This window comes from Streptomyces sp. NBC_01255, from assembly GCF_036226445.1.
Lineage (GTDB): Bacteria > Actinomycetota > Actinomycetes > Streptomycetales > Streptomycetaceae > Streptomyces.
Genome location: NZ_CP108474.1, coordinates 4,655,920 through 4,678,156, shown reverse-complemented (window position 1 = coordinate 4,678,156; position 22,237 = coordinate 4,655,920). Strand labels below are relative to the sequence as shown.

General features: G+C 71.0%; 22 protein-coding genes and 1 tRNA gene. 14 read left to right on the top strand and 9 right to left on the bottom strand.

Annotated features, from left to right (window positions below):
* Positions 1-55 precede the first annotated feature (55 nt).
* A complete protein-coding gene (locus tag OG357_RS21025) occupies positions 56-2,296 on the top strand; it encodes a transglycosylase domain-containing protein (protein WP_329622618.1) in 2,241 nt (746 codons plus the stop codon).
* 74 nt (positions 2,297-2,370) lie between these two features.
* On the opposite strand, the gene OG357_RS21020 is transcribed toward OG357_RS21025, so the two are convergent.
* Entirely contained in the window at positions 2,371-2,835 is a 465-nt protein-coding gene (locus tag OG357_RS21020; protein WP_329622617.1) for a GatB/YqeY domain-containing protein, read from the bottom strand.
* A gap of 74 nt (positions 2,836-2,909) precedes the next feature.
* Between OG357_RS21020 and OG357_RS21015 the strand changes: the two genes are divergently transcribed.
* From OG357_RS21015 to OG357_RS20980, 8 genes are all read left to right on the top strand, one after another.
* Positions 2,910-3,848, top strand: a complete 939-nt coding sequence (locus OG357_RS21015) for a metallophosphoesterase (protein ID WP_329622616.1) — start codon at positions 2,910-2,912, stop codon at positions 3,846-3,848.
* 17 nt (positions 3,849-3,865) lie between these two features.
* Positions 3,866-4,612, top strand: a complete 747-nt coding sequence (locus OG357_RS21010; protein WP_329622615.1) for a Pr6Pr family membrane protein — start codon at positions 3,866-3,868, stop codon at positions 4,610-4,612.
* Positions 4,613-4,650: 38 nt separating this feature from the next.
* Positions 4,651-4,724, top strand: a tRNA-Pro gene (locus OG357_RS21005).
* A gap of 533 nt (positions 4,725-5,257) precedes the next feature.
* Positions 5,258-5,461: a cold-shock protein gene (locus OG357_RS21000; protein ID WP_020133169.1), complete on the top strand. Its 204-nt coding sequence runs from the start codon at positions 5,258-5,260 to the stop codon at positions 5,459-5,461.
* 256 nt (positions 5,462-5,717) lie between these two features.
* Positions 5,718-7,217: a DEAD/DEAH box helicase gene (locus tag OG357_RS20995; protein ID WP_329622614.1), complete on the top strand. Its 1,500-nt coding sequence runs from the start codon at positions 5,718-5,720 to the stop codon at positions 7,215-7,217.
* A gap of 123 nt (positions 7,218-7,340) precedes the next feature.
* Positions 7,341-7,685, top strand: coding sequence for a hypothetical protein (locus OG357_RS20990; RefSeq protein ID WP_329622613.1), 345 nt, complete (start codon positions 7,341-7,343; stop codon positions 7,683-7,685).
* Positions 7,686-7,691: 6 nt separating this feature from the next.
* Complete coding sequence (locus OG357_RS20985) at positions 7,692-8,003, top strand: SCO5918 family protein (protein ID WP_329622612.1); 312 nt, start codon at positions 7,692-7,694, stop codon at positions 8,001-8,003.
* A gap of 706 nt (positions 8,004-8,709) precedes the next feature.
* Complete coding sequence (locus OG357_RS20980; protein WP_329622611.1) at positions 8,710-9,072, top strand: MerR family transcriptional regulator; 363 nt, start codon at positions 8,710-8,712, stop codon at positions 9,070-9,072.
* 14 nt (positions 9,073-9,086) lie between these two features.
* Here the strand turns inward: OG357_RS20980 and OG357_RS20975 are convergent, their stop codons facing one another.
* From OG357_RS20975 to OG357_RS20960, 4 genes are all read right to left on the bottom strand, one after another.
* Positions 9,087-9,380 carry an SHOCT domain-containing protein gene (locus OG357_RS20975; RefSeq protein ID WP_329622610.1) on the bottom strand — a complete coding sequence of 98 codons (294 nt, stop codon included), beginning with the start codon at positions 9,378-9,380 and terminating at the stop codon, positions 9,087-9,089.
* A 33-nt stretch (positions 9,381-9,413) separates the two neighbouring features.
* Entirely contained in the window at positions 9,414-9,860 is a 447-nt protein-coding gene (locus tag OG357_RS20970) for a DUF6325 family protein (RefSeq protein ID WP_329622609.1), read from the bottom strand.
* 131 nt (positions 9,861-9,991) lie between these two features.
* Entirely contained in the window at positions 9,992-10,855 is an 864-nt protein-coding gene (locus OG357_RS20965) for a glycosyltransferase family 2 protein (RefSeq protein WP_317601921.1), read from the bottom strand.
* Between the two features lie 130 nt (positions 10,856-10,985).
* Positions 10,986-11,588: a gamma carbonic anhydrase family protein gene (locus tag OG357_RS20960; protein WP_329622608.1), complete on the bottom strand. Its 603-nt coding sequence runs from the start codon at positions 11,586-11,588 to the stop codon at positions 10,986-10,988.
* A gap of 137 nt (positions 11,589-11,725) precedes the next feature.
* On the opposite strand from OG357_RS20960, the gene OG357_RS20955 reads away from it, so the two are divergent.
* Complete coding sequence (locus tag OG357_RS20955; protein WP_329622607.1) at positions 11,726-12,904, top strand: serine/threonine-protein kinase; 1,179 nt, start codon at positions 11,726-11,728, stop codon at positions 12,902-12,904.
* Between the two features lie 56 nt (positions 12,905-12,960).
* Here the strand turns inward: OG357_RS20955 and OG357_RS20950 are convergent, their stop codons facing one another.
* Entirely contained in the window at positions 12,961-13,242 is a 282-nt protein-coding gene (locus OG357_RS20950; RefSeq protein WP_329622606.1) for a hypothetical protein, read from the bottom strand.
* Between the two features lie 155 nt (positions 13,243-13,397).
* Between OG357_RS20950 and OG357_RS20945 the strand changes: the two genes are divergently transcribed.
* Positions 13,398-15,236: an alkyl/aryl-sulfatase gene (locus OG357_RS20945; protein WP_329622605.1), complete on the top strand. Its 1,839-nt coding sequence runs from the start codon at positions 13,398-13,400 to the stop codon at positions 15,234-15,236.
* 19 nt (positions 15,237-15,255) lie between these two features.
* Here the strand turns inward: OG357_RS20945 and OG357_RS20940 are convergent, their stop codons facing one another.
* Together OG357_RS20940 and OG357_RS20935 are read right to left on the bottom strand one after the other, a co-directional pair.
* Positions 15,256-16,263 carry a YdcF family protein gene (locus tag OG357_RS20940; RefSeq protein WP_329622604.1) on the bottom strand — a complete coding sequence of 336 codons (1,008 nt, stop codon included), beginning with the start codon at positions 16,261-16,263 and terminating at the stop codon, positions 15,256-15,258.
* A gap of 72 nt (positions 16,264-16,335) precedes the next feature.
* On the bottom strand, positions 16,336-17,775 hold the full coding sequence (locus tag OG357_RS20935) for a tetratricopeptide repeat protein (protein WP_329622603.1): 1,440 nt from the start codon (positions 17,773-17,775) through the stop codon (positions 16,336-16,338).
* Positions 17,776-18,126: 351 nt separating this feature from the next.
* Here OG357_RS20935 and OG357_RS20930 point away from each other — a divergent pair, with 351 nt between their 5' ends.
* The gene (locus OG357_RS20930) at positions 18,127-19,116 is read left to right on the top strand and encodes an Lrp/AsnC family transcriptional regulator (RefSeq protein WP_329622602.1); all 990 of its coding nucleotides are present in this window, start codon (positions 18,127-18,129) and stop codon (positions 19,114-19,116) included.
* A 59-nt stretch (positions 19,117-19,175) separates the two neighbouring features.
* Positions 19,176-19,466 (top strand): DUF6191 domain-containing protein, encoded by a 291-nt coding sequence (locus OG357_RS20925; protein ID WP_329622601.1) that lies wholly within the window; start codon positions 19,176-19,178, stop codon positions 19,464-19,466.
* 9 nt (positions 19,467-19,475) lie between these two features.
* Here the strand turns inward: OG357_RS20925 and OG357_RS20920 are convergent, their stop codons facing one another.
* Positions 19,476-20,306: a class I SAM-dependent methyltransferase gene (locus tag OG357_RS20920; protein WP_329622600.1), complete on the bottom strand. Its 831-nt coding sequence runs from the start codon at positions 20,304-20,306 to the stop codon at positions 19,476-19,478.
* A 62-nt stretch (positions 20,307-20,368) separates the two neighbouring features.
* Here OG357_RS20920 and OG357_RS20915 point away from each other — a divergent pair, with 62 nt between their 5' ends.
* Positions 20,369-22,201 (top strand): prolyl oligopeptidase family serine peptidase, encoded by a 1,833-nt coding sequence (locus OG357_RS20915; RefSeq protein ID WP_443066705.1) that lies wholly within the window; start codon positions 20,369-20,371, stop codon positions 22,199-22,201.
* Positions 22,202-22,237: the final 36 nt, after the last annotated feature.

The following is a 22,237-nucleotide window of genomic DNA, read 5'->3' as shown; positions in this document are numbered from 1 at the left end:
AGCTTAGGCCAAGGCATATACGCGTGTCCGGCGAATGAGAACGTAGGCTGCCCCCATGGCAAAGAAGCGCTCGGGCGGTGGTCTGACCGGGACCCAGCAGGCCGCCAAGTTCCTCGGTGTCAGTGTGCTCTCCGGAGCCGTGCTGGCGGGCATCGCCCTGCCCGCGGCCGGAGCACTCGGCTTGGCCGCGAAGGGCACGGTCGAGGGATTCGACGAGATTCCCTCCAACCTGAAGACCCCGCCGCTGAGTCAGCGCACCACCATTCTCGACGCCGAGGGCGGGCTCCTCGCCACGGTGTACTCGCGGGACCGGAAGGTCGTCCCGCTGGACAAGATCTCCCCGTACATGCAGAAGGCGATCGTCGCGATCGAGGACGGCCGCTTCTACGAGCACGGGGCGATCGACCTCAAGGGCGTGCTGCGCGCGATCAACCGCAACGCGCAGTCGGGCGGGGTCGCGCAGGGCGCGTCCACGCTCACCCAGCAGTACGTGAAGAACGTCTTCGTCGAGGAGGCGGGCGACGACCCGGAGAAGGTCGCGCAGGCCACCCAGCAGACCATCGGCCGGAAGGTCCGCGAGCTGAAGTTCGCGATCCAGGTCGAGGAGGAGCTGGGCAAGAAGAAGATCCTGGAGAACTACCTCAACATCACGTTCTTCGGTCAGCAGGCGTACGGCATCGAGGCCGCCTCCCAGCGGTACTTCTCCAAGCCGGCCGCCGACCTGGAGCTGGGCGAGGCGGCGATGATGGCCGGGCTCGTCCAGTCGCCGAGCCGCTACGACCCGATCAACGACATCCAGGAAGCCACCAAGCGCCGCAACGTGGTCCTCCAGCGGATGGCCGACGTGAAGGACATCAGCCAGGCGGACGCGGACAAGGCGAAGGCCGCGCCGCTGAAGCTGAAGGTCAAGACGCCGAAGAACGGCTGCATCACCGCCGTCGACGGCGCCGGCTTCTTCTGCGACTACGTCCGCAAGACGATCCTGAGCGACCCGGTCTTCGGGAAGACGGCCGAGGAGCGGCAGAAGCTGTGGAACCTGGGCGGTCTCACCGTCAGGACCACGCTCTCCCCGAAGGCGCAGGCGGCGGCCAACGAGGCCGCGGTGGCCAAGGTCAACAAGGACGACGGCGTCGCGACCGCCGTCGTCCAGGTCCAGCCCGGTACCGGCAAGATCCTCTCGATGGGCCAGTCCCGCCCGTACGGCCTGGACCAGAAGCAGCACCAGACGACGCTCAATCTCGCCGTCGGCAGCAAGATGGGCGGCACCACGTTCGGCTTCCCGGTCGGCTCGACCTTCAAGCCGATCACTGCCGCCGCCGCCTTGGAGAAGGGTCTGAGCCCGGCGCAGAGCTTCGACACGCCGTGGAAGATCAACATGAAGGAGAACGACTTCACGCGCTGCGACGGCAAGCCGGCGGGCTACGCCGACTGGTCCGTCCAGAACGAGCTCAAGTCGGAGAAGGGGGCGTACGACATGACGAGCGCCCTCGGCAAGTCCATCAACACGTACTTCGCCAAGCTGGAGCAGATGGCCGGCCTGTGCGAGACGCTGACGATGGCGAACAAGGTCGGTTACGAGCGCGAGCTGGGCAAGCGCATCGCGCAGAGCCCGTCGGCCACGCTCGGCAGCCTGGAGAGCACCCCGCTCGACATGGCCTCCGTCTACGCCACCTTCGCCAACCGCGGCATCTACTGCCTTCCGGTCGCCATCGAGTCCATCAAGGGCGCCAACGGCGACAAGCTGAACGTGCCGCAGACCAAGTGCACACGCGCGATGTCCGACCGCACCGCCGACACCATCAACCAGATGCTGAAGGGCGTTGTCGAGGACGGCACCGGTACGCGGGCCGGTCTGAGCGACCGGGACAACGCGGGCAAGACCGGTACCACCGAAGGCCGCAAGGACGCCTGGTTCGTCGGCTACACGCCGAACCTGTCCACCGCCGTCTGGGTCGGCGACGACGTCGGCAAGCGCGACGAGATGTTCGACATCACCATCGGCGGCGTCTACTACGACAAGGTCTGCGGTGGCTGCCTCCCCGGCCCCATCTGGCGGATCGCGATGACGGGCGCCCTGGACGACGAGAAGCCGCGCTTCAACCCCATCTCCGTACCGCGGGCCGAGAAGCCCAAGGAAAAGGAGAAGGAGGGCGACGAAGGCCCGAACAAGCCGAAGAAGCCCGGCGACAACAAGCCCGGCGACACGAAGCCGCCGACGAACCCGTTCCCGGGGATCACGATCCCGCCGGACATGTTCGGAGACGGCGACGGCAACCGCCGCGGCGGAAACCGCTGACGTAACGGATGACGACGAAGGGCGCCCCACTCTCGGTGGGGCGCCCTTCCTCGTACGTACTCCGCGGCGGCGGATCAGCCCGCGAGCAGCTTCTTCACCGAGGCGGCGACGCGGCCGCCGTCGGCCTGGCCGGCCACCTTCGGGCTCACGATCTTCATGACGGCACCCATGGCACGCGGCCCCTCGGCGCCCGCCGCCTTCGCCTCCTCGACGGCCGACGCGACGATCCCGTCGAGCTCCTCGTCGCTGAGCTGCTTCGGCAGGTACGCGTCGAGGAGGACACCCTCCGCGCGCTCCCGCTCCGCGGACTCGGCACGGCCGCCCTGGGCGAAGGCCTCCGCGGCCTCGCGGCGCTTCTTCGCCTCCTTGGCGATCACCTTCAGCACCTCGTCGTCGGAGAGTTCGCGCTTGGACTTGCCCGCGACCTCCTCCATGGTGATCGCGGTGATGGTCAGCCGCAGGGTCGAGGAGCGCAGTTCGTCGCGCCCCCTGATCGCGGCGTCGAGGTCGGCCTTGAGCTTCTCCTTGAGCGTGGTCATGGGGTCAAGTGTGGCAGGTGCCCCACCCCACCCGCCCGCACATTTCCGCCCGCCGGGTCTGCGACGATGGTGCGATGCGCGCACGGTACGGGATCCCCCTGAAGGTCACGGCAGGTCTCACGGCGACGGCCGCGGCCGGAATCGTCTACGCGGCCGGCTTCGAGGCCCGCTCCTTCCGGCTCCGCCGGGTGACCGTGCCCGTACTCCCGCGCGGCATGCGCGACCTGCGGGTCCTTCAGGTCTCCGACATCCACATGGTCAGCGGCCAGCGCAAGAAGCGGGCCTGGCTCCAGTCGCTCGCGGGGCTCCGCCCGGACTTCGTCGTCAACACCGGCGACAACCTCTCCGACCCCGACGCCGTACCCGAGGTCCTGGACGCGCTCGGCCCGCTGATGGAGTTCCCGGGCGTGTACGTCTTCGGCTCCAACGACTACTACGGGCCGAAGCTGCGCAACCCCGCCCGCTACCTGATGGAGAAGGCCCAGGGCCGCCACGGTCTCAACGGCAACAAGCCCGTGGTCGGCGCGGTCCACAACCCGTGGGAGGGCATGCGGGACGCCTTCGACGCGGCGGGCTGGGTGAACCTCACCAACACCCGCGGCACGCTCAAGCTGCCCGAGGCCGAACTGGCCTTCACCGGCCTCGACGACCCGCACATCAAGCGCGACCGGTACGAGCGGGTGGCCGGCGGCCCCGACGCCTCGGCCGACTTCACCGTGGGCGTCGTCCACGCCCCGTACCTGCGCTCGCTCGACGCGTTCACGGCGGACGGGTACGAGCTGATCCTCGCCGGGCACACCCACGGCGGCCAGCTGTGCATCCCCTTCTACGGGGCGCTCGTCACCAACTGCGACCTGGACACGGACCGCGTGAAGGGGCTCTCCACGCACACGGTCGCCGACCACACCTCCTACCTGCACGTCTCGGCGGGCTGCGGCACCAACCGCTTCACCCCGGTCCGCTTCGCCTGCCCGCCCGAGGTCACCCTGCTCACGCTGACGGCGCGCGCGTAACCACCTACGGTGGGGGAATGCTCACGCCCCGCTCCGCCGGCACGTCGGCCATACCGGCCTCCGCCGTCGTACCCCCCGCCCAGCGGCGCCCCTCCGCGGCGGCGTTCCGGTGCCTGATCGCCCTGTGCGCGGCGACGGGACTCGTCATCGAGTGCGTCCACGGGAACGTCCTCGTCGTCCTGAGCTTCTTCACGATCTGGTCGAACATCCTGGTCGCCGTGGTCTTCGGCTGGGGCGCCGTCCGCGCCTGGAACCGCCGCCCGCCGCTCCCCGCGCTCTGGACCGGCGGCGCCCTGCTCTGCATCTCGGTGGTCGGCCTCGTCTTCCACCTGGTCCTCGACAACGAGGCGAGCGAGTTCAACCAGGCCGCCGAGATCGCCCGCCTCACCGGCGCGAAGGCCGTCGCGAACCAGCTGCTCCACACCGTCACCCCGATCGGCGCGGTGCTCGACTTCCTCCTCCTCACCCTCCCCGGCGCCCTCCGCCTGCGCCACGCCGCCCAGTGGCTCGCGGCCCCGGCCGTCTACTTCGCCTTCGCCCTGATCCGCGGCGAACTGATCTCCCCGGACGCCCCCACCCGCTACACGTACCCGTTCCTCGACGTCACCGTCCACGGCTACGCCGGCGTCCTCACCAACGCGGTCGTGCTGGGCGCGGGCTTCTACGTCCTGGGCCTCGCGATCGTCGGCCTCGACCGCGTCCGACCTGCGGTGCGGCTCTCCGAAAACCGGATTTCGCCTGAGCGCGCGCGTGGGCTAAAGTAAGCGATGTCGCCGCGACGTGAAGAACAGAGCAGCGACATCGGGGTGTAGCGCAGCTTGGCAGCGCGCTTCGTTCGGGACGAAGAGGTCGTGGGTTCAAATCCCGCCACCCCGACAGCCGTAAGACCAGTTCAGGGGCCTGATCCGCGAAAGCGGGTCGGGCCCCTGAGTGGTTTCCGGGGCTCCTCTGGAGCCGTGCGGGGGAGCGCCGCGCCTCGGCGATCTCTTCGGCGATCCCCTTCCGGGTTGCGCCGGATCGGCAGCGGAGCCTGCTGCCCGTACCGACCCCCGTGGTCCACGCCCCTGCGAGCCGCTGACCGCCGTCGATGCGGCCCGGGCTTCCGAAATGCTGCACTCGGGGTGAATCACTATCTATGACCGCGGGAACAGACTTTACCGGGCCCCGCAGGGAGAGTTTTTGCCACAACGCGCAGAGAGGGATTTTCCTCCACGCAGAAGCCGCTGCGGCATGCTACTGTCGATATCAGTTGCAGTTTTGGTACCCAAAGACTTCAAGCGTCTCCAGGTGGCTCTCCGCCACATAAGAGCGCTTTTTATTTCCGGTCATTTTCCGGTCAGGGCATCATCGCGGCGACACGGCGTCCGTAAAGTGCGGACGCCGATGTACTGCCCCAAAGGAGATATGACATGGCTGCTGGCACCGTGAAGTGGTTCAACGCGGAAAAGGGCTTCGGCTTCATCGAGCAGGACGGTGGCGGCCCCGACGTGTTCGCCCACTACTCGAACATCGCCGCCCAGGGCTTCCGCGAGCTGCAGGAAGGCCAGAAGGTCACCTTCGACATCGCGCAGGGCCAGAAGGGCCCGACGGCCGAGAACATCGTTCCCGCCTGAAGCTGACGCGTAGTTCGTAGCTGGGGCCCGCATCCCTCGGGGTGCGGGCCCCAGCTATACGCATTTCCGGCGACGGTTTCATCTGCGGGACGACCGCCCATGACCGCCGCCCACGGGCCCTCCAGGGGCGCCGATACATATTCCATGCGGGCGAGATTCGCTTTCGCATTCCCTTCGGCCCGTTCTTTTGGTTCCCCGCGCCGCTCCACCGCTGCGGGAATTCCTTGATGACGTGCCGCATCAAGGAAGGTTCTGAATGAACCCCACACGTACGAATGGCCGCTCCTCCCAGAGTCGCCGACGCACCGGCGGCTCCGGTTTCGGCTCCACCGCCGCTCCGGTTCGGGCCGGTCGCTTCGGCTCCTCCGCCCCCAGCCGTGCGGGAGACCCGAGCCGCTCGGGTGGCCGTGGCCGCCGGCCCGCCGTGGTGCAGGGAGAGTTCGCCCTCCCGAAGACGATCACCCCCTCGCTGCCCGCCGTCGAGGCGTTCGGCGAACTCGACATGCCCAGGGAGCTCCTGGCCGCCCTCACCGCGCAGGGCGTGTCCGTGCCGTTCCCGATCCAGGGCGCGACCCTGCCGAACTCCCTCGCAGGCCGTGACGTGCTGGGCCGCGGCCGGACCGGCTCCGGCAAGACCCTCGCCTTCGGCCTGGCCCTCCTGGCCCGCACCGCCGGGCAGCGCGCCGAGCCGCGTCGGCCGCTCGCCCTCGTCCTCGTCCCCACCCGCGAGCTGGCCCAGCAGGTGACCGACGCCCTCACGCCGTACGCCCGCGCCGTCAGGCTGCGTCTGGCGACCGTGGTCGGCGGCATGTCCATCGGCCGCCAGGCCGGCGCCCTGCGCGGCGGCGCCGAAGTCGTCATCGCCACCCCCGGCCGCCTCAAGGACCTCATCGACCGAGGTGACTGCGGGCTGAGCCAGGTCGCGATCTCCGTCCTCGACGAGGCCGACCAGATGGCCGACATGGGCTTCATGCCCCAGGTCACCGCCCTCCTGGACCAGGTCCGCCCCGAAGGCCAGCGGATGCTGTTCTCCGCCACCCTGGACCGCAACGTCGACCTGCTGGTCCGCCGCTACCTCACCGACCCCGTCGTCCACTCCGTCGACCCCTCCCAGGGAGCGGTCACCACGATGGAGCACCACCTCCTGCACGTGCACGGCACCGACAAGCACCGGGTGACGACGGAGATCGCGGCGCGCGAGGGCCGGGTGATCATGTTCCTGGACACCAAGCACGCCGTGGACCGGCTCACCCAGGACCTCCTCGACAGCGGAGTCCGCGCCGCGGCACTCCACGGCGGCAAGTCCCAGCCCCAGCGCACCCGCACCCTCGCCCGGTTCAAGACCGGACACGTCACCGTCCTGGTCGCCACGAACGTCGCCGCCCGCGGCATCCACGTCGACAACCTCGACCTCGTCGTCAACGTGGACCCGCCGACCGACCACAAGGACTACCTCCACCGCGGTGGCCGCACCGCCCGTGCGGGCGAGTCCGGCAGCGTCGTCACCCTGGTCACCTCCAACCAGCGCCGCGGCCTGACCCGCCTCATGGCCGACGCCGGCATCGTGCCCCAGACCACCCAGGTCCGCTCCGGCGAGGAAGCACTCCACCGGATCACCGGCGCCCGGACCCCCAGCGGCGTCCCGGTCACCATCACCGCGCCGGCGACCGAGCAGCGTAAGCGCGCCCCGGTGTCCCGCGGTCGCCGCAGTGCCGCCTCGGCGGCCCGGCGCGCCGCGCGACAGTCCGGCGCGTGAGCGTGTGGCGGTCCGGCGCGTGAGCGCGCGGCGGTCCGGCACGTGGGCGTGCGGAGTCCACCGTCGGCCCGACGGTCCGTACGCCATGAACAGGCAACCGAACCATCTCCGCAGGAGGCACTTTTGACGCTGGTCCAGACGCAGCCCCGCTCGGCGAACGTCACCCCCGCGGACAGGTCGGTGACCGACGCCATGGACACGACCGCACCGCGGGTCTGCGACGACATGACCGTGGAAGTGGCCCTGTCCGTCGTGATCAGTGCCCGCGCGGGGCATCTGCTCATCTGCGACGACGACGGTCTGTGTACCCGACTGGTCACCCGGGCCCAGCTCGCCGCCGTCCGTGACAGCAGCGCGTACACGGACCGCATCCGGCTGCGCGACGTCCCCGGCGACCGCGGGCCGTTCACCTCACCCCGCACCCCGATAGGCCACCGTCGGAGCACCTTCTCCCCCTTCTCCCTGTGAGGCACCATGCGTTGTGTCATCGCCCGGTTCCCGTTCGATCTGACCAGGAGCGGCGTCCTGGATTCGATGAAGGGCATCAAGCCCGAGCCGGTCACCGGCGAATCCGTGATCATCGGCCGCCGCACCTACCCCGCGAAGCAGGTCGGCCAGGTCATCACGCGCCAGGACCGCCGTGACTTCAGCGCCGGCGAAGTCCTGAGGGCCATGACCCGGCTCGGCTTCACCTGCCGCGGGCTTCCCGACGCCGACGCCACCGCCCACGGCCTCACCCCGGTACAGCAGGCATCCGCGCTGCTCGGCACCCCGGTCGCCGTCTGACCGACGGGACCGGCGCGAGCCGCCACCGGAACAACCAGAAGGGCCCGACCAGCACGCTTGCTGGTCGGGCCCTTCCGCGTACCGGCTTCGGCAGGGGAGCCGATTCGGCGGCTCTCCACATCCTGGACCGGCCAGGAAGATTTACCTCTCCTCAGGGACAACAAAAATCTATCCCGGCCAGAGTAGACATTGGGCAGTGGCGTGATTATGGTTTCTCTCGTAACCCAGCGAGACAAGAAGGCCTGGCAGAGACGAACTGCCGGGCAGCAGTACCCGCAGGTGTAGTTGGCAGGACGGTGCGGTGGTGGAGTTCCGAAGCCAGGGCTGTTGCAGGACGGCGACGGGACTGACGGCCGGACCGGGGGGCCCGCAGTGATCAGGGGCCGCCGCGAGCAGTACGCAGTTCCAGCAGTACGCAGTCCCCCGTTGGGTATGCAGTTGATCACCGAGGGAAGAACGGAGGAGCCAGGCGCCATCAGGATCGCCCGGGCGGAACTCTTGAGTCCGGGTACCGCAGGACATCGATAGTGAGGTGGTCTCCGGTCAAGCAACCGCGATCCCCGCGTGCCCGACAGCATCTCGGTCGGGTCGGTGGAAACAGAAGGCCGGTGCAGTATCAGGACCGGCGGATGGTGTAGTAGTTCCTTCGGGGCCCTGGTGCCGTACGGCACCAGGGCCCCTCAACGCGTTCACCAGAGAGGTGCAAGTGACAGCAGACGACTCCTCCGACCGTCTCGACCGTCTCGATGACGACGACTACCCCGCCTACACGATGGGCCGAGCCGCCGAGATGATCGGTACCACCCAGGGATTCCTGCGCGCCCTCGGTGAGGCGCGCCTCATCACTCCGCTCCGCTCCGGCGGCGGCCACCGCCGGTACTCCCGCTACCAGCTGCGCATCGCCGCCCGCGCCCGGGAGCTGGTCGACCAGGGCACCCCCATCGAGGCCGCCTGCCGCATCATCATCCTCGAAGACCAGCTCGAGGAAGCCCAGCGGATCAACGCCGAGTACCGCCGCGCCGCCGAATCATCCCCTCCGCCGGCCCCTCCGCCGGCCTCCTCGGACTGAGTCGAGTACGGCGGTCAGGAGGCGAGGATCCGGCTCTTCTGGGTCGCGAATTCCTCCTCGGTGAGGACGCCTTGTTCCTTCAGCTGTCCGAGTTCCTTGAGCTGAGCGATCTTGCTGCTCATGTCGTCGGCCGGTGCGGCCGGCGGCGGGGGCGGGGGAGGGGGAGGCGCCGGGGCGCGCTGTTCGGCTGCCGCCGATTCCTGGCCGGCCCAGCGGCCCGCCTGGCGCCGTGAGACCCGGTTGGAGACCGCGGTCGCCGTCCCTGCCACCACGGCGGTGCGTGCCACCCCTCGAAGCAGTCCTGGCATGTCGCTCCTCCTTGCTTCCGTCGGCTCGATCCGTCAGTCCTCCGTCGCCTCCGCGGCGTCGAGCGAGGCCAGGAGGGCTTGCACGGGGATCCGTCCGCCCGCCACGAGCTGCGCGCCGCCGCGCCGCAGGGCGCGGGCGAAGGGAGCGGCCCAGAGGTTCTCGTAGACCAGGATTCCGGCCGCGTTGCCGGGTTCGAGCGCCATCCCGGCCTCTTCGATGTCGTCCTGGCCCAGGAGTCCGGACGACACTCCCTCGAACACGGACAGGTCGAGCCGGCCGTCACCGTCCAGATCGGCCAGCTCGAGACCGACGACACTCCCGTCGTCGTCCTTCCGTACGAACAGGAGGTCGAGGATGCGGATGACGCCTCGGTCCACCAGGTCGAGAAGCAGGGGGAAGCCCTCCCCCGTCATGCGGTTGCCCGGGAACTCGACGACCAGGTAGTCGACCGGTCCCATGTCCTCGATTTCGTCGCTCATGACCACTCCAATCCCTGCACACCGCCCGCTGGCCCGCGCAAGGCATGGTCGGACCGAGGCCTCCATCAATTGCAGCATTCGCCGGAAGCCTTCGCATGTTCGCGGCCCGCCGGGCCGTGCTCGGGGTGGCCCTAGATGATCGGCGGGCGGCCCAGGCGGGTCATGCGGCCCACCGTGGACCAGCGCATGGGGCGGCGGGGGCCGCAGGGGCGGCGGATGCCTTCCGCGAAGCCGGCGAACCAGGCCGCGAGGCCGGGGAGGGAGCGGGTGCGGGCCAGGGTCAGGAGGGTCCAGACGCCGAGGTAGACGGGGACCAGCGGGAGGGGAAGGTTGCGCTTGGCCAGCCAGACGCGGTTGCGGGCGGTCATCCGGTAGTAGACGGCGTGCCGGGCGGGGCTGGTCTTCGGGTGCTGGAGCAGGAGCTCCGGCGCGTACAGGACCTTCCAGTCCGCGTCGAGGGCCCGCCACGCGAGGTCGGTCTCCTCGTGGGTGAAGAAGAAGTCCTCCGGCCAGTCGCCGATCTGGTCGAGCATCGGCATCGACAGGCCGTGGCCGCCGCCGAGGAACGTCGTCACCTCGCCGCCGAGCAGCGGGTCCTTCGCCCCGAGGCGGGGGACGTGGCGGCGCTGCGTCTCGCCGGTCTCGTCGGCGATGCGGAACGAGACGATCCCGAGGGCCGGATCGGCCTCGTACAGGTCGGCCAGGCGGCGCAGGACGTCCGTGTCGACCAGCAGGCCGTCGTCGTCGAGGTCCACCACCACGTCGACGTCGCCGCACGCGCGCAGCGTGTCGATGGCGACGTTCCGGCCGCCCGACACTCCCCTGTTCTCGGGAAGTTCGACCCCCGTGACGCCCTCGGGGAGCTCCGGGAGCGAGCCGGTGCCGTTGCCGACCACGACGATCCGGGCGGCCGGTTCGTCCTGCCGTGCCACGGCGTCGAGCAGGGCCCGCAGCTCGTCGGGGCGCGAGCCCATCGTCAGTACCGCCACACCCATACGCGGTCGTGCCACGACCCACTCCGTCCCACGCTCAGAGACAACGCCGTGATGCTAACCGCCGGGCGTCATCTTCCGTTCATCCGCATCACAGACCTCATACATCGGAATGCATCGGACGGCGTCGTCGTCAGAGCGGGCGGTCGTTGCGGTGGTGGCCCAGGGCACGGCCGTAGCGTTCGGAGACGGCCGGCATGAGGCTCTCCCCCTCCGCCGGGCGGTCCAGGCCGAAGACGTAGCCGGGGAAGTCCAGGTCCTTCTGCGTCTCCCAGATCTCGCCGTGGTCGTTCGGCGGGAGGATCCGTGCCGGGTCGCCGACCGCGACCCAGCCGATCGGGACGGTCGCGTCGGCGGGGAGCACCGTCCTCAGGTGCACGATCCCGTTGACACGGACCTCCGAACGCGTACCGATCCGCGCCCCGTTGAACACCCGGCTGCCCGTGGCGAGGAAGACCTCGTCCTCCACCGTGCAGCCCGCGAGGGAGGAGGTCGGTCCGATCAGTACGTGCCGGCCCAGGGTCAGGGGGTCGCGGCGGGTGCCGCGCAGGACCGCGTTCTCCATGACGATGCAGCCCTCGCCGAGTTCCACCGGGCCGCCCTCGGCGGTCAGTACGGCTCCGAAGAGGATCCGGCAGCCGGCGCCGACGCGGACGTCGCCGGAGAGCGTCGCCGTCGGGGCGACATACGCGGTCGGGTGGACGGTCGGCGCGTGGCCGTCGTGTTCGATCAGCATCCCTTCATCATCTCGGGCGGGGAGGGAGAAGGGTGGGAGGCGGTCCGGAGGGGACGCGCGGCGAAGGGCGCCTCCGCGCGGCTCTACGCTGGTTCCCTTCCGTCAAGTTGATCGATCGTCGAAAGGGTGGTCTCCAGGTGCTGGTCGCGGACCGATATCGGCTTCATGTGTGTATCGGCCGGGGCGGCATGGGCGAGGTGTGGCAGGCCACCGACGAGGTCCTCGGCCGGTCCGTGGCCGTGAAGCTGATGCTGGGCCACGGCTCCGACCCGTCCGCGGGCGACCGCTTCCGGCTGGAGGCGCAGACCGCCGCCCGGCTGAGCCACCCGCACGTCGTGGGCGTCTTCGACTTCGGTACGTGGGACGGGAAGCTGTACCTCGTCATGGAGTTGGTCGAGGGCGACAGCCTCGCGGGCAGCCCGTCCGATCCGCTGGTCCTGCCGGCCGAGCGGGTCGCGGTCGTCGCCGCCCACGCCGCCGCCGGGCTCGCGGCCGCCCACCGGCAGGGGGTCGTGCACCGCGACATCAAGCCCGGGAACCTGCTGGTCGACGCCGAGGGCACCGTGAAGCTGGCCGACTTCGGCATCGCGCGGTTCGTCGACGACCCTTCCGGGGCGCTCACCACGACGGGGCAGATCGTCGGCACCGGGCTGTACCTGGCGCCCGAGCGGGCCCTCGGGCAGTCCGCGTCGTCCGCCTCCGACGTGTACTCGCTGGGGTGCGTGCTCTACCAACTCCTCACCGGGCGCCCGCCGTTCCGCGCGGACACCGCCACGGCCCTGCTGTACCAGCACATCGACACCGCACCCATGCCGCCCGGGCGGCTGGGGGTGGCGCTGCCGCCCGTCTTCGAGACGTATCTGCTGAGCCTCCTCGCCAAGCAGCCCGAGCAGCGGCCGTCGGCGCAGGCGATCGCGGACTGGTTCTCCTCCGGCGCCTGGCGCGGCTATCCGCAGCCGGCCGCCCATCAGCCTCACCAATCGCAGCAGCCCCACCAGTCACAGCAACCGCATGCGTCGCATCAGCCTCAGCAGGCGTATCAGTCGCCTCAGCCCCATCAGCCTCAGCAGTCGCAGCAGCACGTGCCTGCGTCGCACGCCCCACAGCAGCACGTGCCCGCGCACCAGCCCGCGCCCCGTCACGTGCCCCCCACCGCGCCCACCTCGCGGCGGCGCGAGCGCCCCGCGGCCGGCGTGGGCACCAGCACCGGCGGCCTCGCCGAGCTGTCCCGGCGCCGTCCCCGCAAGACCGCCGCCGTCGCCGGGGCCATCGCCTTCGTCGTCTTCCTGATCATCGGCATGGCCTGGCTCTCCTGAGCCGTCGGTACCGGCCGTGAGGACAGGCCGTCGGTACAGATCGCCGGTGCAGATCGTCAGTACAGTCTCGGCGCCATCACCTGCGGCTCCCCGTCCGCCGTCGCGAGCAGCAGGCAGCGCGGCACGCCGGGCCCCGGCGTCGCCCGTACGAACACGGCCGTCGGCGGGTCGGTCGGCAGCTCGATCGGTACGGTCACCGGCCGGTCGTGCTTCGCGGTGGCGTACCCCGTCTCCTTGCCGTCGACGAGCACCTCCACGACGGGCGTGTGCCCGGTCTGGACGGTCGCGGAGACCGAGTGCCCGAGGTAGTCGATGTGGAAGTGGTGGCGTCGCCTCATGGGTCACCTCCGTACCTCCAGAGTAGGTACGGAGCGCCGCTCCCGCCGCTCACCACGCCTTTCGCGGATCTGCTCCGAAGTGCGGTCGTAGTGCCCCGGTGTTCAGATGGATCGGAACGCCGATCACCGCCCTCGCGGAACGGAGCACCCCGTACATGAGCGACACCCTGCCCTCCTTCGACGACACCACCGACTTCGAGAACGCGGACCGCGGCTTCATCGGCGCCCTGGTCCCCGGCGCGATCACGGCCGACGACGGCCGGACCGTCTGGGACGGCGACGTCTACGACTTCCTGAAGGCGGACTGCCCCGACACCGCTCATCCGAGCCTCTGGCGTCAGGCCCAGCTCTGCTCCCGGCAGGGGCTGTACGAGGTCACCGCGGGCATCTACCAGGTGCGGGGCCTCGACCTGTCGAGCATGACGATCGTCGAGGGCGACAGCGGGATCATCGTCATCGACCCGCTCATCTCCACGGAGACCGCCGCCGCCGCGCTCGCGCTCTACAAGGAGCACCGCGGCGACCGGCCCGTCACCGGCATGATCTACACCCACTCGCACGGCGACCACTTCGGCGGCGCCCGCGGGATCCTGCCGCACGGCACCGAGGGCGGGGTGCCGATCATCGCCCCGGTCGGCTTCCTGGAGCACGCGGTCAGCGAGAACGTGTACGCGGGCAACGCGATGACCCGCCGCGCGGCCTACATGTACGGGGCGAACCTCCCCAAGGCCCCGGACGCCCAGATCAGCGCCGGCCTCGGCCAGACCACCTCGCTCGGCACCATCAGCCTCATCCCGCCGACCGTGGACATCACGGACACCGGCCAGGAGGTGACGGTCGACGGCGTACGGATCGTCTTCCAGCTGACGCCGGGCACCGAGGCCCCGGCCGAGATGAACTTCCTCTTCCCCGACCTCCGTGCCCTGTGCCTGGCCGAGAACGCCACGCACAACATGCACAACATCCTGACCCTGCGCGGGGCGGTCGTCCGCGACTCCCGCATCTGGTCCGTGTACCTCGACGAGGCGATCGAGTACTTCCACGGGATGTACGACGTCGGCTTCGCCTCCCACCACTGGCCGACCTGGGGCCACGACAACGTGGTGCGGTTCCTGACCGAGCAGCGGGACCTCTACGCGTACATGCACGACCAGACGCTGCGGCTGCTCAACGAGGGCCTCACCGGCCCGGAGATCGCCGAGCGGATCGAGCTGCCGCCCGCCCTGGCCACGTCCTGGCACGCGCGCGGCTACTACGGCTCGCTGAGCCACAACACCAAGGCGATCTACCAGCGCTACCTGGGCTGGTTCGACGGCAACGTCGCCCATCTCTGGGAGCACCCGCCGGTCGAGACCGCGAAGCGGTACGTGGCCCTGGCCGGCGGCCCCGCAGAGATGCTCGTCAAGGCCCGCGAGTACGTCGACGCGGACGACCTGCGGTTCGCGGCGACCCTGCTCAACCACCTGGTCTTCGCCGAGCCGGGGAACGTCGAGGCGAAGGAGGCCCTGGCCTCGGTCTACGACCGGCTCGGGTACGGCTCCGAGAACGGCACCTGGCGCAACTTCTACCTCACCTCGGCGCTGGAGCTCCGCGAGGGCATCGTCAAGACGGATCTCGACACGTCCAACCCCGAGATGGCGATGGCCCTCACCGTCCCCATGCTCCTCGACTCGATCGCCGTACGGATCGACGGGCCGCGCGCCTGGCACGAGGAGCTGACCGTCGACCTGGTCCTGACGGACGGCCCCAAGGGCGCGGGGACCCGCCGCCGGCTCACCCTGCACAACGGCGCTCTCACCCACCGGGAGATCTCCGATCCCCGGACCCCCGCCGGGCTCACGCTCACCCTGGCCAAGGCCCAGCTCCTCGGCCTGCTGGCGGGCCAGAGCGTCCAGGAGCTCGGGGTCGGCGTGGAGGGCGACCCGGCGCTGCTCGGGCGGCTCTTCTCGTACGTGACGACGCCCGACCCGCAGTTCCCGATCGTCACCCCGTGAGCCGCATCAGTGGTGCGGGTCAGCGGGCGAACCACGCCACGACGCCGAGCAGGATCAGCGCCGCGCAGATCCCGAGGTTCACCACCTTGTACTGGAGGAAGACCGCGACGAACTCGCGCATGGTCGCCGACGGCCAGAAGTAGGCGGCGGTGGGCGAGCCGACGACCTGGCCGTCCACCCCCGCCCGCCGGGCCATCAGCGCGGCCCGGAAGGCGTGGAAGTTGTTGGTGACGATCACGCAGGAGGAGCCGGGTCTGTCCCGCTCCATCAGCTCCTTGCTGAAGAGCATGTTCTCCTCGGTCGTGCGCGAACGGTCCTCGCGCACGACCGCCCCGGCCGGAAAGCCCCGCCCGACGAGGTAGTCGGCCATCGCGTGGGACTCGGGCACCTCCTCGTCGGGGCCCTGGCCGCCCGAGGTGATCAGGACGGGCGCGTCCCCGCCGCGCGCGGCCAGCGTCTCGTACACCTGCCGGCCCCGGTCCAGCCGGCTCGCGAGGAGCGGCGGCACCCGGCGGCCGCCGATCAGCCCGGAGCCGAGGACCACGACGTAGTCGGCGTCGCGGCGGAGCCGCATCCGTCCGTACAGGTACGCGTACCCGACGAAGCAGAGGAACAGGAACGAGACGTAGCCGAGCACGAGGAGGGTGGTGACGGCGATCAGGCCCAGGGCCCGCGAGTGCGTGACGACCGCCGCCGCCATCAGGCCCATCACCCCGAACATGCCGAGGCCCGCCAGGAGCGAGAGCAGGTTCGCCGGGCGTCTGCCCTCCTTGCGGACCATCTTCACGCCGTTCACGCAGAGCAGGCCGGCGAGCACGACCGGGCCGAGGCTCAGCACGAGCAGCACCAGGATCATCACGGTCTCGGAGACGCCGGGCGGGGCGGCGTCGATCTCGGCGAGGAGACCGAGCCCGAGGAACGTGACGGCCAGGCCCAGGTACACGGCATTGCCGAAGCGGCGCCGGTCGCGCAGCACACCGGCCCCGAAGAGCAGCAGGAAGACCGCGGCCACGACGAAGGCGAACATTCCGACATCGTAGACACCGCGACTGACAATCCGACTGTCGACGGAGCCGGATCCCGTGACGACGAGCCTCGCCTACTCCTCGCCCGCCAGGGCGAACAGGCCCAGCCGCGCGCCCTCTTCGTAGGCGCGGCGCAGCTCCCGGTCGTCGAGGAGCCGCCGCAGGAGCGTTTCGCTGCGGTCGCGCGAGGTCGCGCAGTACTCCGCCGGGCAGTACGACTCCTCGAAGACCGAGGCGCGCAACAGGTCCGCCGCGCCCAGGAGATGGGCGGCGGACGTCATCCGGCCGACCATGACCCGCATCTGGGCGAGGAGTTCGGCCGCGCAGGCCGCCCCGACCGCCGCGCCGAGGGACAGATGGGCGCGGAGCGCCCGCCGGGCGTGCTCGGCGGCCCGCTCGCGCTCCCCGTCCCAGGCGAGGAGTTCGGCCCGCGCGTGGTGCGCCCAGGCGTCGGCCCACAGGTCGCGCCCCGTCCAGGCCCGCCGGGCCGCCGTGTCGAGGACGGCCTGGTCCAGGGCCTCCTGCGCGGCCTCCGGGTCGGTCCGGCTGAGGGCGAGGGCGAGGGCGACCCAGCACAGCTCCCGGCTCGGCCCGAACTCCGGGTGCTCCTCCATGAGCGCGAGGGCCTCCCGGAACTCCGTCGCCGCCGCGCGCGTACGCCCCTGGAAGAGGGCGGTCGCGCCGCGCAGATGGGCCAGCATGCCGAGGCACCGGTCGTCCCCGTCCCGTACGGCCGCCGCCCAGCCCTGGGCGAGGAGCGGGTCGGCGTCCTCGGGGCGGCCCGACTCCAGCTCCAGGTAGGCGGCGAGCCACAGCGCGCGGGCTGGCGGCGGGCCGGAGTGCAGGGAGAGGGCGTGCCGCAGCCGGGTCCGGCCCTCGGCGACCCGCCCGCAGGCCACCCACAGGAACCACAGGGAGATCGCGATCTCGACGGACGTGCCGGCCTCGGCGCGCGGCGAGAGCGGGGCGGTCGTCGGGTCCATCGCGGCGGCCAGGTCCGGGAGTTCCCGCAGGGCGAGGTTCCTGGCGTCGATCTGGCGGCCGCTCTGCCACCAGTCGGCGGCCTGCCGGGCCAGCTTCACGCACCACCTCCGGTGGTGCAGGACGACGGCCCACCGGTCGCCGCGTTCGGTGAGGCGGCGGGCGCCGACGGCTCGCATCGGGTGCGGCATCCAGTAGCGGGGCGCGCCGTCCTCGCCGTCGAAGAGGTCGTCGACGGGGAGGAGCGCGAGGGGGGCGAGCCGGTCGAGGACCGCCTGGATCTCCCCCGCGGGCAGCGTGCCGGAGGCGCAGACCTCGCGGACGGCCTCCCGGCCGAAGGCGCCCTCGAAGACGGAGAGCCGTTCCCACAGGAGGCGTTCGGCGGCGCCGCAGCGCTCGTAGCCCTGCTCGGCGGCGGTCAGTTGGTCGGGACTGACCGGTTCGCCCCACAGCAGCTCTGCCTCCGGCGACTCCTCCGCCGCCGCGCACACGGGGCTCGTCGTGCTCCCCGTGCCCGCCGTGCGCCCCGCCATGCGTTTACTCGCGGAGAGCCTCGTACTCCCCGCGTCCTCCCTTCCCCCGGTACTCCGCGTACTGCTCGTACTGCTCGTACCCCTCGTACTCCGCGGGCTCTTCGGATTCCCCATGTGCCCCATGGATTCCATCCCCCGTACCACCCTGTCCCGTTCTGTCCTGTTCTCTTTCTGTCCGAATCCGGGACTTATGCCGGCCTTAATGGCGAACAATCGCCACTACGGCTTGAATGCATATGCCCCAGTCCACATCCTGGGGCGCCCTGGCGCCCACACCCACGGTTTCCCAGGGATCGGCCAAGGAGGCATATGCATACCGGGGAATCCGTCCTGGGAGAGGCGGATCTGTCATTGATCCACGCACTGCAGATCGCACCGCGCGCCAGCTGGACCCAGCTCTCGGCCGTGCTGGGGTCGAGCCCCGACACGCTCGCCCGACGCTGGGACCACCTCACCACGGGGGGCTGGGCCTGGAGTTCGCTGATCGTCGCCCGCGGCGGGGACACCACGCTGTACGCCTGGGTCGAGCTGGAATGCGCCGCGGGTGCCGCCGAAGCCACCGCGATCGAGCTCACGGACGATCCGTACACCCTCGGCGTCCACCAGGTGACCGGCGACGCCGACCTGCTGCTGCTCGTGGTCTGCCCGGATCTCTACGCCCTCGACGCCTACCTCGCGGGCCGGGTGCGACCGCTGCCCGGAGTGCTCCGCTCCCGTACGCAGGTGGTGACCCGGCTGCACAACCGCCCGTACCGGTCACGCATCGAGCAGCTCGCCCCGGGGCAGGTCCAGCACCTCGCGGAGGCCACGGGCGGGGACCGGCGGGTGCGCATACCCGGCCGCGCGCAGACTCCCCTCACGGAGCTCGACCGCAAGCTGGTCGCGGAACTGGCCGGGGACGCCCGCCGCAGCGCCGCCGAGCTGGCCCGGCAGTGCGACACGAGCGAGTCGACGGTACGGCGCAGGCTCGACGCCCTCATGGCGGCCGGCGCGCTGCACCACCACTGCCTGCCGGCCCCGAGGTTCTCCGGGCGTCCGGTGTGGGCGCTGGTCACGGCCGACGTCCCGCCCCTCGAGGTGGCGGCGACGGTGGCGGCGCTGACCCGGCTGCGCCACACCCGTGTGATCACCTCGGTGACGGGACCGCACAATCTGGCGCTCGCGATGTGGCTCCGTACGGTCGAGGAACTCCACGAGGTGACGGCGACGCTCGTACGGGCCGCTCCCACGATGCGGATCACGGGCACCCAGGTCTCCCTGCGCACCCACAAGATCGGGGCGCAGGTCCTCGGCCCGGACGGACGGCGCACGCACCACATCCGGCCCGACGTGGCGATCTGAGGCCGGCCGGCCCGTTCCGGCCCGTTCCCCCGTACCGCCCGACGTGGTCTCATGGGGCCATGGAGTTCGCCGTGTTCGTGACGCTGCCCGGCCTCGTCATCCTGCTGACGGTGGTGGCCTTCGCCGACCAGCTGCTGCGGGCGACCGGGCGCGGCAAGCGCACGGGCCAGGTCTCCTCCACGGGCTTCGAGCAGCTGCACGCGACGTTCTCGCAGGGCAAGCAGAACGAGCTCAAGGAGCGGCAGAGCTCCCTCGTGATGCGCGACGACGAGCTGGACGGCGCCCCGCCGCACCACTCGACGGTGGATCTGACGGGCGGACGCGCCGTCATCAGGCTCGGCCGGTCGTAGGGGACACCTCTAGGCGGGTCGGGTCGCCTTGATCGAGTACATCAGCGGGATCCGGGGACGGTCGGCCGGGAAGCGGTAGAAGCCGTCCTCGTGCCGCTGGAGCGCGCCGTAGCGGGGGTACAGCGAGGCGTCGTGCTCGCGCAGCGACTCGATGCGCAGCCCTGCCCGCGCGATCGCCGTGACGACGTCGCCGACCGGGTGCACCCACTCCACGCTGCGGTTGTGGACGGTGTCGGCGTCGAGGTCCGCGTACGTGCCCGGGGCGGTGTCCACCCACGGCTCGCGGACGAAGTAGTCGTTCACGATCCGGCTGCCGGTCTCGTCGTCGAGCGAGTCGGTGAGCGGATGGAACTCGGCCACGTAGAGGAAGCCGCCCGGGGCGACGAGGGAGGCGGCGGTCTCCGCCCAGCGCTCGATGTCGGGAAGCCAGTTGAGCGCCCCGGTGCCCGTGTAGACGATGTCGTACGAGCTGTCCGGGACGGCCTCTGCGGCGTCGTACACGTCGGCGGCGACGAAGGCGGCGCGGTCCTGCGAGAACCCCAGGTCGCCGGCGAGCGAACGGGCGGTCTCGACGGCCGGCTCGGAGAAGTCCAGGCCGACGACGTGCGCGGCGCCGTGCCGGGCCCAGGAGAGCGTGTCCAGGCCGATGTGGCACTGGAGGTGGAGCAGGGAGCGTCCGGTGACGTCCCCGACCTCCGCGAGCTCGAAGTCCCGCAGGGCGTCCTTGCCCGCCCGGAAGGAGTCGAGGTCGTAGTAGGAGCTGGAGGCGTGGATCGGGACGCGCTCGTCCCAGCGTGCGCGATTGGCCTCGCGCCAGTCCTCAGGGGTCGGGGAGTACATGATCGCGAGGTTATCCACAGGTTGCGGACGACGCGACCGGATTGTCGGCCGGGCGGAGCATGATGGGTGTCATGACTGAGAGCAAGGACTTCGCCCAGATCCCGGCATGGGAGCAGACCCCGGTGTGGGAGCAGCGGTTCCGCGCACCGCGCGTCTCCCTGCCCGAGTGGGCCGAGGAGGCCCCGGACCGCTCGCTGTTCGTCTCCAACGCCACGGGGACGTACGAGCTGTACGCCTGGGACCGGGCGAGCGGTGAGCAGCGGCAGGTCACGGACCGGCCGAACGGCACGACGGACGGCACGCTCTCCCCGGACGGCGCGTGGATCTGGTGGTTCGCGGACACCGACGGGGACGAGTTCGGGGTGTGGATGCGCCAGCCGTTCGCGGGCGGCGCGGACGAGCCCGCCGTAGCCGGCCTGGACGCCTCCTACCCCGGCGGTCTGGCCATCGGCCGGGAGGGCACGCTGGTGATCGGCCGCTCCACGGACGAGGACGGCTCGACGGTCCATCTCGTACGCCCGGGGGCCGGCGCCCCGGTCGAGATCTACCGGCACCGGGAGTCGGCCGGGGTCGGCGACCTCTCGCACGACGGGTCGCTGATCGCGATCGAGCACACCGAGCACGGGGACGCGATGCACTCGGCGCTGCGCGTGCTGCGCGCCGCCGACGCGAGCGTGCTTGCCGAGCTCGACGACACCAAGGGCGGCACCGAGGAGCTCGGGCTCGCGGTCCTCGGTTTCGCGCCGATGGCGGGCGACTCCCGGCTGCTCGTCGCGCACCAGCGGCGCGGCCGCTGGGAGCCGATGCTCTGGGACGTGGCGACGGGCACCGAGACCGACCTGCGGCTCGACCTGCCGGGCGACGTGTCGGCCGAGTGGTACCCGGACGGCTCCGGCCTGCTGATCGTGCACGGCTTCGAGGCCCGCAGCGAGCTGTTCCGGTACGACATCGCGACGCGCGCGCTGGTCCGGGTGGACACCCCGGCCGGTTCGGTGTCGAGCGCGACGGCCCGGCCCGACGGCAGCGTCGAGTACCTGTGGTCCTCGGCGGCCGAGCCGCCGGTCGTGCGCTCCACGGACGGCGGGATCGTCCTCGACCCTCCCGGCCCCAAGGCGCCGCCGTCGGTGCCGGTGGAGGACGTGTGGGTGGACGGGCCCGGCGGCCGGATCCACGCGCTGGTGCAGCGCCCCGCCGAGGGCGAGGGGCCGTTCCCCACGGTCTTCGAGGTGCACGGCGGCCCGGCGTGGCACGACAGCGACGCCTTCGCCTCGGGCCCGGCGGCCTGGGTGGACCACGGATACGCGGTGGTGCGGGTGAACTACCGGGGCTCGACGGGGTACGGCCGGGAGTGGACGGACGCGCTCAAGCACCGGGTCGGTCTGATCGAGCTGGAGGACGTCGAGGCGGTCCGTGAGTGGGCGGTGGCGAGCGGGCTCGCCGACCCGGCGCGGCTGGTCCTCTCCGGCGGCTCGTGGGGCGGCTACCTCACGCTCCTCGGTCTCGGCACGCGGCCGGACGCCTGGGCGGTCGGTCTCGCCGCGGTCCCGGTCGCGGACTACGTCACGGCGTACGAGGACGAGATGGAGGCCCTCAAGGCGCTGGACCGGACGCTGCTCGGCGGCTCGCCCGAGGAGGTGCCCGAGCGGTACGCGGCCTCGTCACCGCTGACGTACGTGGACGCGGTGAAGGCCCCGGTGCACATCTCGGCCGGCGTCAACGACCCGCGCTGCCCGATCCGGCAGATCGACAACTACGTGGACCGGCTCGCCGACCGGGGCGCCGTCCACGACGTGTACCGGTACGACGCGGGCCACGGTTCGCTCGTGGTGGAGGAGCGGATCAAGCAGGTCGCCCTGGACCTGGCCTTCGCCGCGAAGCACCTCGGGACCGCGTAGGGACCGCCTGGGGACCCCAGGGGGATCCCAGGGGGA

Bases quoted from the DNA above. Each gene is read 5' to 3' on its own strand.
- OG357_RS20940 (WP_329622604.1), bottom strand. From the start codon at position 16,263: ATGTTCGCCTTCGTCGTGGCCGCGGTCTTCCTGCTGCTCTTCGGGGCC.
- OG357_RS20945 (WP_329622605.1), top strand. From the start codon at position 13,398: ATGAGCGACACCCTGCCCTCCTTCGACGACACCACCGACTTCGAGAAC.
- OG357_RS21000 (WP_020133169.1), top strand. From the start codon at position 5,258: ATGGCTGCTGGCACCGTGAAGTGGTTCAACGCGGAAAAGGGCTTCGGC.
- OG357_RS21015 (WP_329622616.1), top strand. From the start codon at position 2,910: ATGCGCGCACGGTACGGGATCCCCCTGAAGGTCACGGCAGGTCTCACG.
- OG357_RS20915 (WP_443066705.1), top strand. From the start codon at position 20,369: ATGGGTGTCATGACTGAGAGCAAGGACTTCGCCCAGATCCCGGCATGG.
- OG357_RS20935 (WP_329622603.1), bottom strand. From the start codon at position 17,775: ATGGCGGGGCGCACGGCGGGCACGGGGAGCACGACGAGCCCCGTGTGC.
- OG357_RS20970 (WP_329622609.1), bottom strand. From the start codon at position 9,860: ATGAGCGACGAAATCGAGGACATGGGACCGGTCGACTACCTGGTCGTC.
- OG357_RS21010 (WP_329622615.1), top strand. From the start codon at position 3,866: ATGCTCACGCCCCGCTCCGCCGGCACGTCGGCCATACCGGCCTCCGCC.
- OG357_RS20920 (WP_329622600.1), bottom strand. From the start codon at position 20,306: ATGTACTCCCCGACCCCTGAGGACTGGCGCGAGGCCAATCGCGCACGC.
- OG357_RS20960 (WP_329622608.1), bottom strand. From the start codon at position 11,588: ATGCTGATCGAACACGACGGCCACGCGCCGACCGTCCACCCGACCGCG.
- OG357_RS21020 (WP_329622617.1), bottom strand. From the start codon at position 2,835: ATGACCACGCTCAAGGAGAAGCTCAAGGCCGACCTCGACGCCGCGATC.
- OG357_RS20965 (WP_317601921.1), bottom strand. From the start codon at position 10,855: ATGGGTGTGGCGGTACTGACGATGGGCTCGCGCCCCGACGAGCTGCGG.
- OG357_RS20985 (WP_329622612.1), top strand. From the start codon at position 7,692: ATGCGTTGTGTCATCGCCCGGTTCCCGTTCGATCTGACCAGGAGCGGC.
- OG357_RS20975 (WP_329622610.1), bottom strand. From the start codon at position 9,380: ATGCCAGGACTGCTTCGAGGGGTGGCACGCACCGCCGTGGTGGCAGGG.
- OG357_RS20995 (WP_329622614.1), top strand. From the start codon at position 5,718: ATGAACCCCACACGTACGAATGGCCGCTCCTCCCAGAGTCGCCGACGC.
- OG357_RS21025 (WP_329622618.1), top strand. From the start codon at position 56: ATGGCAAAGAAGCGCTCGGGCGGTGGTCTGACCGGGACCCAGCAGGCC.
- OG357_RS20925 (WP_329622601.1), top strand. From the start codon at position 19,176: ATGGAGTTCGCCGTGTTCGTGACGCTGCCCGGCCTCGTCATCCTGCTG.
- OG357_RS20950 (WP_329622606.1), bottom strand. From the start codon at position 13,242: ATGAGGCGACGCCACCACTTCCACATCGACTACCTCGGGCACTCGGTC.